Source organism: Stenotrophomonas sp. B2 (assembly GCF_014947095.1).
In the GTDB taxonomy this organism is placed as follows: Bacteria; Pseudomonadota; Gammaproteobacteria; order Xanthomonadales; family Xanthomonadaceae; genus Stenotrophomonas; species Stenotrophomonas maltophilia_P.
In genome coordinates this window covers 50,372-62,539 of record NZ_JADCQA010000007.1, presented here as the reverse complement: position 1 = coordinate 62,539, position 12,168 = coordinate 50,372, and the positions used below count along the sequence as shown (strand labels likewise).

Here is a 12,168-nt window from a genome sequence, read left to right as displayed (position 1 = left end):
ACAGGTCATTGGCGCAGGCGCACGCTTTTCATCGTTACCCACACCGGTCCCGCCATGAGCACCTCCGCCCCCTCCACCTGGTCCCTGCCCGTTCTGCGGCAGCGCTGGCAGCCGCGCCTGCCCGGGCTGCTGCTGGCGGGCCTGCTCGCTGCGGCATCGCTTCATCTGGCGGACCTGCCATGGCTGCAGGCGCATGGCCTGAGCGCGCTGACCGTGGCGATCGTCGCCGGTATCGCGGTCGGCAATACCCTGTACCCGCGGCTGGCGCCGCGCAGCGCGGCAGGCATCGGCTTCGCCAAGCACTGGCTGCTGCGTGCCGGCATTGTGCTGTATGGCCTGCGCCTGACGTTCCAGGACATCGGCCATGTCGGCATCGCCGGCGTGCTGATGGACGTGCTGGTGGTCGCCAGCACATTTGGCCTGGCCTGTTGGCTGGGCACGCGCGTGTTCAGGATGGAGCGTGAGGCGGCGATGCTGATCGGCGCCGGCAGTGCCATCTGTGGCGCGGCGGCAGTGATGGCGGCCGAGCCGGTGGTGCGTGGTCGTGCGGCACAGGTAACGGTGGCGGTATCGACCGTGGTGGTGTTCGGTACGCTTGCCATGTTCCTGTATCCGGCGCTGTATGCGTTGCTGCAGTCGCACGGCTGGCTGGCGATGGACGCGCGGCAGTACGGCCTGTTCACCGGGGCGACCGTGCACGAAGTGGCGCAGGTGGTGGCTGCCGGCCGTGCCGTGGGTGAGGCGGCTGCCGATACCGCCGTCATCACCAAGATGGTCCGGGTGATGCTGCTTGCGCCCTTCCTGGTCGTGCTGTCGCTCTGGCTGGCACGCGGCAGCAGGGCAACGTCCGAGGGCAGCAAGGCCCGCATCGTTGTGCCGTGGTTCGCGTTCGGTTTCGTCGCCGTGGCCGGCATGAACTCGCTGCAGCTGCTGCCCGCCGGACTTCACGCAGCGCTGGTGCAGCTGGACACGGTGCTGCTGGCGATGGCGATGGCGGCGCTGGGCGTGACCACCCATGTCTCCGCGCTGCGCCAGGCGGGCCTGAAGCCGCTGCTGCTGGCGCTGCTCCTGTTCGCCTGGCTGCTGTTCGGTGGCCTGGCGATCCACCAGGGCGTGCTGGCGATGCTGCACTGAGCGCAGGTCTGCCGATACGGCCGCTGCCCCGGGAGACGGTGACGGCCGCGCGCGCAGGTACAATGCGCCATGACTGATTTCTCGACCCTGCCGCTGAGCCCGGCCCTGCAGCCCGGCCTGGATGCCCTCGGCTACACCACCCTGACCCCTGTGCAGGCCCAGAGCCTGCCCGCCATCCTCGATGGCCGCGACGTGATCGCGCAGGCTCCGACCGGCAGCGGCAAGACCGCTGCGTTTGGCCTGGGGCTGCTGCAGGCGATCGATCCGAGCCTGATCCGCGTGCAGGCGCTGGTGCTGTGCCCGACCCGCGAACTGGCCGACCAGGTCGGCAAGCAGATCCGCAAGCTGGCCACCGGCATCCCCAACCTGAAGTTGCTGCTGCTGGTCGGCGGCGTGCCGCTGGGACCGCAGCTGGCTTCGCTGGAAGGCCACGACCCGCACGTGGTGGTCGGCACCCCTGGCCGCGTGCAGGAGCTGGCACGCAAGCGCGCGCTGAATCTTGGCGCGGTGCGCACGCTGGTGCTGGACGAAGCCGATCGCATGCTCGACATGGGCTTTGAAGAGCCCATCCGCGAAATCGCCGGACGCACCCACAAGGACCGGCAGAGCCTGCTGTTCTCGGCCACCTTCCCCGACAGCATCCGTGCCATTGCACGTGATCTGCTGCGCGATGCCGTTGAAGTCACGGTGGAAGGCGCTGACCAGGCGCCGGCCATCCGCCACCTGTTCTGCGAGGTCGAGCCGGCCCATCGGCAGAAGGCGCTGGCCGGCCTGCTGCTCAAGTACACGCCCGAATCGGCAGTGGTGTTCTGCAATACCCGCAAGGACGTGGATGAGGTCGCCCATTCGCTGCAGCAGTTCGGCTTCTCGGCGCTGGCCCTGCACGGTGACATGGAGCAGCGTGACCGTGAGGAAGTGCTGCTGCTCCTGGCCAACCGCAGTTGCAACGTGCTGGTCGCCAGCGACGTCGCCGCGCGCGGTCTGGACGTGGAAGAGCTGGCGGCGGTGATCAACTACGAGCTGCCGACCGATGTCGAAAGCTACCAGCACCGCGTTGGACGTACCGGCCGTGCCGGCGCCAGCGGCCTGGCCATCAGCCTGGTGGCGGGCCGCGAAAAGACCCGCGCCGAAGCAATCGAAGCACAGATGGGGCACGCGCTGGACTGGCAGAAAACGCCGCTGGCGACGTCACGCCCCGCCGAGTTGCCGCAGGCAGCGATGCGCACCCTGCGCATCGACGGTGGCAAGACGGACAAGCTGCGCCCGGGCGACATCCTCGGCGCCTTGACCGGCGACGCAGGACTGTCGGGCAAGTTCATCGGCAAGATCGCGATCTTCCCGACCCGCTCCTACGTGGCGATCGCGCGCGAGCAGGCCAGCAAGGCCGTGGCGAAACTGGAGGCCGGCAAGATCAAGGGCCGCCGCTTCCGCGTACGGATGATGTAAGGCCCAGCGACAGGTAGCGCCGGGCCATGCCCGGCGACAGTCTCAGAACGGGTAGCGCCTGGCCATGCCCGGCGGCAGTCTCAGAACACCAGCTCGGTGTGCAGCGGCAGGTCCGCCTGCCAACGGGCGCGGCCACCCAGGCCATCCAGCTCGACCAGGACGCCAGCACCGACCACGTCCACGCCCAACCGGCGCACCAGCGACAATGCGGCCACCAGCGTGCCGCCGGTGGCCAGCACGTCATCGATGATCGCCACGCGCGCGCCGGCCGCCAGCGCATCGGCATGCACTTCGATGCAGTCGCTGCGGTACTCCAGTGTGTATTCCTCGCGCAGCACCTGGCCGGGCAGCTTGCCCGGCTTGCGCACCGGCACGAAGCCGACGCCCAGTTCCAGTGCCATCGCGGCACCCAGGATGAAACCACGCGATTCGATACCCACCACCGCGTCCAGCTTCTGGTCGCGCCAGCGGTCGGCCATCGCGTGGATGGCATCACGGAAGTCCTCGCCGTGCGCGAGCAGCGGCATGATGTCCTTGAACAGGATGCCGGGCTTGGGGAAGTCGGCGATGTCGCGCAGGCGCGAGGCCCACGCGGGGACGGCCACGGTGGCGTCGGTCATTGCAGCTACCAGCTTGTATGGCGGCATAGGGTAACCGGTTCGTCCGTACGCTGCCCGTTCCCGGCATCTTCGCGCCGCTGCGTTCCATCAATGGCGCCACAGCATCACGAAAAAATCGCACACGCGTGCGATAATCGCCGTGATCGGTCATTCACCCGCCTTGCGTCATAAGCAGATCGACGCCTGCACGCCGTCACGGCCCGCAGCCGCCCTGGATGCCGTCGGCCCCCGCCACGCCTGGCGCGCGCGGGGCTTCCCCGCCTTCGCGCGGGTTCCTGCAATGAGGTTCATGCAACGTGGACGAGACGACGAAGGTTCCGGCCGTGTGCCGTGTACTGGTGGTCCTGCTCGGCATCCTGGTGACGCTGTTCGGCATGGCTCTGCTGGTCGGCGGCGTACGCCTGGTGCAGCTGGGGGGCAGCTGGTACTTCCTGCTGATGGGTGTAGCGTCTGCCGTGGCCGGCGTGCTGCTGGTGATGCGCCGGCCGAACGGTGCGCTGCTGTACGGCCTGGCGTTCGTGGCCACGCTGCTGTGGGCGCTGGTGGATGCCGGCTGGAATTTCTGGCCGCTGGTTTCGCGCCTGGTGATGCCCGCCGTGCTCGCCCTGCTGGTCGCCTTGGCCTGGCCGGTGCTGCGCCGCAGCCGCGGCCAGGTGTCCGGTCGCGGCGCCTATGGCGTGGCTGCAGTGCTGCTGGTGGGTCTGCTGGGTACTGCTTTCGCAGCGTTCCAGCCGCGTCCCGTGCAGGCGGCGCAGGGCACCACACCCCCCGTAGTGCCCGTGGCCAAGGGCGCTGAACAGCGCGACTGGATGCACTGGGGCAATACCACCGCCGGTACCCGCTTTGCCGCACTGGACCAGATCACCCCGGCCAATGTGAAAGAGCTGCAGGTGGCCTGGACCGCGCGTACCGGCGATGTACCGGAAAGCAACGGCTTCGGCGCCGAAGACCAGAACACCCCGCTGCAGATCGGCGACACCCTGTACCTGTGCACCCCGCACAACCAGGTGATCGCCGTTGATGCCGATTCGGGCAAGCAGCGCTGGGCCTTCGATCCCAAGGCCACCGCACCGAACTGGCAGCGTTGCCGGGGCCTGGGCTATTTCGATGCGACTACCGCACCGGCCGCCGCGACGACGGCTGCACCGGCACCGGCACCAGTGCCGGCCACTGACGTGGCGAGCACCGGCCCGGCGCTGTGCGCGAAGCGCATCCTGATGACCTCCATCGACGCCCGCCTGTTCGCGCTGGATGCGAACACCGGTGCCCTGTGCCCGGACTTTGGCAGCAACGGGGTGGTCGACCTGAAGGTCGGCATGGGCGAGATCAAGCCCGGCTTCTACACCCTCACCGCCGCGCCGCTGGTGGCGGGCGAGCTGATCGTGGTCGGCGGCCGGGTGGCCGACAACATCGAAGTGGGTGAACCGTCCGGCGTGGTGCGTGCGTACAACGTGCGCACCGGTGCGCTGGTCTGGATCTGGGATCTTTCAAAGGAGACCCCGGACGTGCCGCTGGATCCGTCGATCCACTACACCCGTGCGACGCCGAATGTGTGGACGTCGATGGCCTACGACCCGCAACTGGGCCTGGTCTACCTGCCCACCGGCAACACCACGCCGGATCAGTGGGCCGGCGAACGCACGCCGCAGGACGACAAGTACAGCTCTGCCGTGGTCGCGCTCGACGTCGCCACCGGCAAGGAACGCTGGGTGTACCAGACCGTACACCACGATCTGTGGGACTACGATCTGCCCGCGCAGCCGACCCTGATCGATGTACCCGACGGCAAGGGCGGCACATTGCCGGCGCTGCTGCAGGTCACCAAGGCCGGGCAGATCTTCATGCTCAACCGGCAGACCGGCGTACCGATCAGCGAAGTGCGCGACATTCCGGCGCCGCAGGGCAACGCCGAGGGCGAGCGCTACGCCGCCACCCAGCCGCTGTCGGTGGGCCTGCCGCAGATCGGCGCGGAAACGCTGACCGAGTCGGACATGTGGGGAGCCACCCCGATCGACCAGATGCTGTGCCGCATCCAGTTCAAGCAGTTCCGCTACGACGGCATGTACACGCCGCCGGGCGAAGACCTGGCGCTGCAATGGCCGGGTTCGCTGGGCGGCATGAACTGGGGCAGCGCCTCGGTCGACCCGACCACGGGCTATCTGTTCGTCAATGACATGCGCCTGGGCCTGTGGACCAAGCTGATTCCGCGCGCGCAGATGAGCAGCGGCGACGGCGGCGTGGAAATGGGCGCGGCCTCGCAGACCGGCACGCCCTATGGTTCGCTGCGCGACCGCTTCCTGTCCAAGCTTGGCATTCCCTGCCAGAAGCCCCCGTTCGGCACGATGTCGGCGATCAACCTGGCGACCCGCAAACTGGTCTGGCAGGTACCGGTGGGCACGGTGAAGGACACCGGTCCGATGGGCATCAAGATGGGCCTGTCGATCCCGATCGGCATGCCGACCCTGGGCGGTTCGCTGGCCACCCAGTCAGGCCTGCTGTTCTTCGCGGGCACGCAGGATTACTACCTGCGTGCCTACGACAGCCGTACCGGCGATGAGCTGTGGAAAGCACGCATGCCGGTGGGCAGCCAGGGCACACCGATGACCTATGTCTCGCCGAAGACGGGCCGTCAGTACGTGGTGATCTCCGCCGGTGGCGCCCGCCAGTCGCCGGACCGCGGCGATTACGTGATTGCCTACGCGCTGCCCGAGCGCAGGTGAACCCCGCCCCGTAGCGTCGCCTGCCGGGCGGCGCTACCCGGGTACCGGTTGCTGGTGCGAGCGCTTACCATGCAAGGTCGAACCCGATGAAAGCTGCTGCCATGCCTGCCGCCGATCCTCCCAGCCGTCGCCCCAAGCGCGCACCTGCTCCGCCGCAGGACCGTGGCCTGGCCCATGAGCTGATGCAGCAGATCCAGGACAACCAGGGCGACCCGGACTTCATGACATCGCTCGGTCGCGGTCTGGCCGTGCTGAGCGTGTTCTCGCAGCACCCGCGCGAAGTGACCATGTCACAGATCAGCACCGATACCGGCATCTCGCGTGCCGCGGTGCGGCGCGTGCTGTATACGCTGGAAAAGCTGGGCTATGTCGGCGAACAGGGCCGTGGCTACGTGCTGCTGCCGCGCGTGCTGGGCATGGGCGGTGCCTATGTGGCGTCGTCGTCGATGACCGCCGCAGCGCAGCCGGTGCTCGATGCCCTGCGCGACGACGTGCATGAATCCTGCTCGCTGGGCGTGCTGGACGGCGACGACATCCTGTACGTGGCACGTGCGGAAACCGTACGCATCATGTCGATTGGACTGCGCGCGGGCAGCCGTCTGCCTGCCTACTGCACATCGATGGGCCGCGTGTTGCTCGCGGCGTTGCCGCGCGACACGCTGGAAGGCTATCTGGAACGCAATCCGCTGCGGCCGCGCACCGAGCGCACCATCACCCGCATGGATGATTTCCTGGACACGCTGGAGAAGGTGCGCCGCGAAGGTGTGTCCCTGGTCGACCAGGAACTGGAGATCGGCCTGCGCTCGATCGCAGTGCCTGTGCGTTCGCGCAGCGGTGACGTGGTTGGTGCGTTGAACATCGGCACCCAGGCGGGCCGTATCGGTCTGGGCGTGATGCAGACCCAGCTGCTGCCGCGCCTGCGCGAAGCGGCGCAGCGATTGGGCACGTTGTTGAATTGAGGCACGCCGCCGGGCATGGCCCGGCGTCATCGTCGGCCGCTGCGCTCGCCGGGCCACGCCCGGCGGAACCGGCATCAGCCCTCGGCGGCCTGCTCTTCCAGAATCGGCTTAGCCAGCGCGAAGGCGTGGTTGGCCGCAGGCACGCCACAGTAGATCGCAGCCTGCAGCAGCACTTCCTTGATCTGCTCCGGCGTGACGCCGTTGTTGCGGGCGGCACGGATGTGCAGCTTGAACTCCTCGTCGTGGCCCAGCGCCACCATCATCACGATGGTCAGCAGCGAGCGCGTATGCCGCGGCAGCCCCTCACGCGTCCACACCGTGCCCCACGCTGTGCGGGTGATGAAGTCCTGGAATTCGGTGGTGAAATCGGTGCGCGCCTGCAGCGAGCGTTCCACGTGTGCCTCGCCCAGCACCTGGCGGCGCACCGCAAGGCCAGCTTCGTAGCGTTCCTGTTCGTCCATCGTGGTCTACCTGTTATGCGGGGGTCAGTGCTGCGCGGAAAGATGCGCAGCCAGTGCGGAAGTGAATGCCTGCGGCGACTCTAGGTTGCAGATGTGGCGGCCCGGGACAGCGGCGTAGTGGCCATGGGCCACGCCCTCGGCGATTGCCTGCAGATCGGTCGGCACGCACACCGGATCATCATCACCGGCAATGGCCAGCAGCGGCACGCCGATGCGGCCCAGCACATCGCGGAAGTCGGCCGTTGCCACAGCGTTGCAGCAGCCGACGTAACCGTCGACGCGGGTCGCCAGGAATACCTGCAGGATCTCCTCCACCTGGCTGGCATGGGTCTGTGCGAAGGCAGCGGTGAACCAGCGTTCGCGGGTGCCATCCACGAGGGGCAACAAGCCATCGTGCTGGACCTGGGCCATACGCGCCTGCCAGCTCTCCAGCGTGCCGATCTTCGCCGCGGTGGCGGCCACGGTGAGCGTGCGCAGCCGGTTGCCCGCATGCACGCCCAGCCACTGCCCGGTCAGACCACCGATCGAAAGACCGCAGAAATGGCTGCGCTCGACGCCCACGTGATCCCACAGGGCCAGCACGTCGGCGCCCAGTTCGGCCACGGTGTACAAGCCCGGCGGAGCGCTGGACTGGCCGTGGCCCCGACGGTCATAACGCAGGATTCGATACTGCGAGGCCAGCGCACCCACCTGCGGCTGCCACATGCCCAGGTCGGTACCGAGCGAATTGCAGAACGTCAGCCATGGCGCGTCGGCACGGCCCTCGGTCTGGTAATGCAGGCGGTGCTGCGGAAGGTCGAGGAAGGGCATGCGTGCTCCAGCGGTGAACGTGGGATCAGCCGCGCGCGAGCACGCGGTCGATCCAGGTATCGGCCATGCCGCGCCAGCTGTCGGCAGCGAACAGGGCATCCAGTTGTGCAGCGGAAAGCTGCGAGGTGACCTCCGGCGTCTGCGCCAGCACGTCGCGAAGATGCTGCGATTGCGCCAGCGCCTGCTTCGCGGCGTGCTCCACCAGGGCGTGCGCGGCAGACTTGCCGATACGCTCGCCCAGGGTGACCGCCACGGCCTCGGCGTAGAGCAGGCCGCCATGGCTGTCCAGATGCTGGCGCATGCGTGCGCGGTCCAGTTGCAGGCCCTGCACCACCATGTCCACCTGGGCCAGGCTGCCCGCACACAGGCGGACGATCTCCGGCACGGTCTCCCACTCGGCATGCCACTGCCCGGCCGCGCGCTCGTGCGGCTGCGGCATGGCGCTGAACAACGTGGACAGCAGGCCCGGCACGCGCGTGGCGGCGGCGATGGCCGCCGCGCAGCCCACCGGATTGCGCTTGTGCGGCATCGCCGAGGAGCCCCCCTTGCCCTCCCCGGCCGGCTCGAAGGCCTCCGCCACCTCGGACTGCATCAGCAGCACGATATCGCTGGCGATCTTGCCTAGGCTGCCGGTCAGCAGCGCGAACACGCTGCCCAGTTCGGCGATACGATCACGTGCGGTGTGCCAGGGCAGCGCCGGCAGCGGCAACTGCAACTCGGCAGCCAGGGCCTCGGCCACGTCCAACCCGCGCGTCTGCAGCGAGGCCAGCGTGCCCGCGGCGCCACCGAACTGCAGCACCAGAGTGTCTTCGGCCAGCGCATCCAGGCGCCGCTGGCTGCGCTGCAGGGCATCAAGCCAACCGGCGGCCTTCAACCCGAAGGTTACCGGCACGGCCTGCTGCAGCAGCGTGCGTCCCGGCAGACCGGTGCCGCGCTCGGCCTCGGCCAGCCGCGCCAACGCCGTGCACAGCACCTGCAGTCGCGCCTGCACGTGACCGACCGCCGTGCGCAGCTGCAATACGGCGCCGGTGTCGATGATGTCCTGGCTGGTGGCACCCCAGTGCACCCAGCGCGCGGCTTCGGCATCATTCGCCTTGACCTGCGCAGTCAGCGCCTTGACCAATGGAATGGCCGGGTTGCCAGCCAGCGCGGTGGCGGCCGACAGCGCCGGCAGCGCATACAGATCGGCGCGGCAGGCCGCTTCGATCGGGGCCAGTGCAGTGGCGGGAATCACCCCGCACCGCACCTGCGCGCGTGCCAGCGCGCGCTCGACGTCCAGCATCGCCTGCAGGCGCGCTTGATCACTGAACACGGCGTCGACGGCAGAATCGCCGAACAGACCGCCCAGCAGCGTTGGGGAGAGGCTCATCGGTGCAGTCCATCCTGGGTGGCCACAGCTTACCCGCGCGCGCTGCGTGCGGGCGTGGAGTGACCGGAAGGCGCGTCGCGCGCGCCGCGATCAGTAGGCGAAGAAGACCGTCTCATCCGGGCCCTGCATGCGCACGTCCCACCGGTACAGACCCTTGCCCTGCGCCTGCGCAACCAGCGTGTGACGGCGCTCGGGCGGCACCAGCGCGAGGATGCCGTCCTCGCCATTGCTGGTCTCGTCGCTGAAGTAGATGCGACCCCGCACAGCCTGCAGCAGGCCACGCATGAACACCAGCACGATCAGGTGCGGTGCCTGCGGCTCGCCGCGCAGGCCCGGCACGCGGCCCGGCTTGACGGTGCTGAAGGCAAACCGCCCCTGCTCATCGGTCGGCACGCGGCCCCAGCCATCGAAGGCCGGGTCGTGGTCGTCACGGCGCGGGTCTTCGCCATGGGCATAGATGCCCTGTGCGTCGGCCTGCCAGATTTCCAGCACGGCATCGGACACCGGCACGCCATTGCCATCGAACACCTGGCCCTGCACGTGCACGCGTTCGCCCTGCGCGGTGGCCGGGGCGATGTCGGTGCGGTACAGCGGTTCCAGGCCCAGGCGGTAGTACGGGCCGACGGTCTGCCACGGAGTGGATTGGAAACTCATGGTCTTACTCCCAGACGGTCATCTTGCGACCGCGCAGCACGATGTCGAAGCGGTAACCCAGCGCGAATTCGTTGGTAGTGGTTTCCCAATCGAACGAGGACACCATGCGCTCGCGCGCGTTGGCATCGTCCACGCAGTTGTAGATGGGATCGAACGCCAGCAGTGGGTCGTTGGGGAAGTACATCTGCGTGACCAGCCGCTGGCCGATGCCATCGCCATGCAGGGAGAAATGGATGTGCGCCGGGCGCCAGGCGTTGTAGTGGTTACGCCACGGGTAGGCGCCGGGCTTGATGGTGGTGAAGCGGTAACGGCCTTCGCTGTCGGTCAGCACCTGGCCGGTGCCCTTGAAGTTGGGATCCAGCGGTGCATCGTGCTGGTCACCCTTGTGCAGGTAACGGCCAGCAGCGTTGCACTGCCATACCTCGACCACGGTGTTGCGCACCGGGCGGCCATTCTCGTCCAGCACGCGGCCGCTGACGATGATGCGCTCGCCCTGCGGCTGGCCGGGGAAACCTGCGGTCAGGTCCGCGGCGTGCTCACCCAGGGTGATGCGGTTGATGCTCGGGCCGGTCACTTCCGAGAGCGTCACCGGGATGGCGATCGGATCGGTACCCGGGCCACGCAGCGCGGTGGAGGCATACGGCAGGTGGATGCGCGGCGGCTGGCTGCCGGGATACGGCGTGCGGTAGCCGCGCAGTTCAGTGGGATCGCTCATGGCGTACTCCTGTTGGCGAGCGGCCCGCAGGCCGCGGCTGTCGTGCAGATCATGGGTTCGTTGGGGCTCACACGCGCTCAATGGCCAGGGCTACACCCTGCCCCACGCCGATGCACATCGTGGCCAGGCCACGCCGGCCCCCGGTGGCTTCCAGCTGGCGCAGCAGGGTCAGGGCCAGGCGCGCACCGCTCATGCCCAGCGGGTGCCCCAGTGCGATGGCGCCGCCGTTGGGGTTCACGTGCGCGGCATCATCGGCCAGGCCCAGCTGGCGCATACAGGCCAGGCTCTGCGAGGCGAAGGCTTCGTTCAGTTCGATGGCATCGAAATCGGCGATGGACAAGCCCAGGCGCGTCATCAGCTTCTGGCTGGCCGGCACCGGGCCCATGCCCATGATTGCCGGCTCCACGCCGGCGCTGGCAAAGCCGAGAATGCGTGCGCGCGGGGTGAGGCCCAGCGCCTTGACCTGCGCACCGGACGCCAGCAGCAACGCCGCGGCACCATCATTGATGCCCGAGGCATTGCCTGCGGTCACCGTTCCGGGTTGCCGGAACAGTGGCTTCAGTCCGGCCAGAGCGTCTGCGGTGGTATCGCCGCGCGGGTGTTCATCGCGGTCGACAGTCACGGTCTCGCCGCGCCTGCGGCCCGGCACCTCCACCGCCTCGATTTCGCCATCGAAGAATCCACCCGCCTGCGCGGCGGCGGTGCGTTGCTGGCTGCGCAGCGCGAACGCATCCTGGTCCTCGCGGCTGATGGCGTAGCGCTCGGCCACGTTCTCGGCGGTCTGGCCCATGGTCTCCACGCCATGCAGCTCGCGCAGGCGGGAGTTGATGAAGCGCCAGCCCATGGTGGTGTCTTCAATCTGCTGGTCGCGGGCGAACGGCGAGGTCGCCTTGCCCATCACGAATGGCGCGCGCGACATCGACTCCACACCACCGGCAATGGCCAGACCCAGCTCGCCCATGGCGATCCCACGGGCCACCGTGCCGATCGCATCCAGGCCCGACCCGCACAGGCGGTTGATCGTGCTGCCCGGCACCGTCACCGGCAGGCCGGCCAGCAGCAGGCTCATGCGCGCAACGTTCCGGTTGTCTTCGCCGGCCTGGTTGGCGCAGCCGAGGTAGACGTCCTCGACCAGCGCCGGATCCAGCTGCGGGTGGCGCGCCAGCAGTGCCTTCAGCGGAATCGCGCCGAGGTCGTCAGCGCGCACGCCGGACAGCGCACCACCATAGCGACCGATCGGGGTACGGATGCCATCGACGATGTAGGTCTCGTGCAGGCTC

The 12,168-nt window shown here is 68.5% G+C and carries 11 protein-coding genes; 4 read left to right on the top strand and 7 right to left on the bottom strand.

Annotated features, from left to right (window positions below):
• Positions 1–54 precede the first annotated feature (54 nt).
• Both IMX13_RS09940 and dbpA read left to right on the top strand, forming a co-directional pair.
• The gene (locus IMX13_RS09940; RefSeq protein WP_065175041.1) at positions 55–1,134 is read left to right on the top strand and encodes a YeiH family protein; all 1,080 of its coding nucleotides are present in this window, start codon (positions 55–57) and stop codon (positions 1,132–1,134) included.
• Between the two features lie 69 nt (positions 1,135–1,203).
• Entirely contained in the window at positions 1,204–2,580 is a 1,377-nt protein-coding gene (gene dbpA / locus IMX13_RS09935; protein WP_053517757.1) for an ATP-dependent RNA helicase DbpA, read from the top strand.
• A gap of 80 nt (positions 2,581–2,660) precedes the next feature.
• On the opposite strand, the gene IMX13_RS09930 is transcribed toward dbpA, so the two are convergent.
• Positions 2,661–3,200, bottom strand: a complete 540-nt coding sequence (locus IMX13_RS09930; RefSeq protein WP_193396269.1) for an adenine phosphoribosyltransferase — start codon at positions 3,198–3,200, stop codon at positions 2,661–2,663.
• Between the two features lie 296 nt (positions 3,201–3,496).
• Between IMX13_RS09930 and IMX13_RS09925 the strand changes: the two genes are divergently transcribed.
• Together IMX13_RS09925 and IMX13_RS09920 are read left to right on the top strand one after the other, a co-directional pair.
• On the top strand, positions 3,497–5,920 hold the full coding sequence (locus IMX13_RS09925) for a membrane-bound PQQ-dependent dehydrogenase, glucose/quinate/shikimate family (RefSeq protein ID WP_193396268.1): 2,424 nt from the start codon (positions 3,497–3,499) through the stop codon (positions 5,918–5,920).
• A 101-nt stretch (positions 5,921–6,021) separates the two neighbouring features.
• The gene (locus IMX13_RS09920) at positions 6,022–6,879 is read left to right on the top strand and encodes an IclR family transcriptional regulator C-terminal domain-containing protein (RefSeq protein ID WP_193396349.1); all 858 of its coding nucleotides are present in this window, start codon (positions 6,022–6,024) and stop codon (positions 6,877–6,879) included.
• A gap of 74 nt (positions 6,880–6,953) precedes the next feature.
• Here IMX13_RS09920 and pcaC read toward each other — a convergent pair whose 3' ends face one another.
• From pcaC to pcaF, 6 genes are all read right to left on the bottom strand, one after another.
• Positions 6,954–7,340 (bottom strand): 4-carboxymuconolactone decarboxylase, encoded by a 387-nt coding sequence (pcaC, locus tag IMX13_RS09915; RefSeq protein WP_065181323.1) that lies wholly within the window; start codon positions 7,338–7,340, stop codon positions 6,954–6,956.
• A gap of 24 nt (positions 7,341–7,364) precedes the next feature.
• The gene (pcaD, locus tag IMX13_RS09910) at positions 7,365–8,150 is read right to left on the bottom strand and encodes a 3-oxoadipate enol-lactonase (protein WP_193396267.1); all 786 of its coding nucleotides are present in this window, start codon (positions 8,148–8,150) and stop codon (positions 7,365–7,367) included.
• Positions 8,151–8,175: 25 nt separating this feature from the next.
• Positions 8,176–9,519, bottom strand: a complete 1,344-nt coding sequence (locus IMX13_RS09905; RefSeq protein WP_193396266.1) for a 3-carboxy-cis,cis-muconate cycloisomerase — start codon at positions 9,517–9,519, stop codon at positions 8,176–8,178.
• A gap of 90 nt (positions 9,520–9,609) precedes the next feature.
• Positions 9,610–10,173 carry a protocatechuate 3,4-dioxygenase subunit alpha gene (gene pcaG / locus IMX13_RS09900; RefSeq protein WP_111185632.1) on the bottom strand — a complete coding sequence of 188 codons (564 nt, stop codon included), beginning with the start codon at positions 10,171–10,173 and terminating at the stop codon, positions 9,610–9,612.
• Between the two features lie 4 nt (positions 10,174–10,177).
• Positions 10,178–10,888 carry a protocatechuate 3,4-dioxygenase subunit beta gene (gene pcaH / locus IMX13_RS09895; protein ID WP_193396265.1) on the bottom strand — a complete coding sequence of 237 codons (711 nt, stop codon included), beginning with the start codon at positions 10,886–10,888 and terminating at the stop codon, positions 10,178–10,180.
• Positions 10,889–10,955: 67 nt separating this feature from the next.
• Positions 10,956–12,164 carry a 3-oxoadipyl-CoA thiolase gene (gene pcaF / locus IMX13_RS09890; RefSeq protein WP_193396348.1) on the bottom strand — a complete coding sequence of 403 codons (1,209 nt, stop codon included), beginning with the start codon at positions 12,162–12,164 and terminating at the stop codon, positions 10,956–10,958.
• Positions 12,165–12,168: the final 4 nt, after the last annotated feature.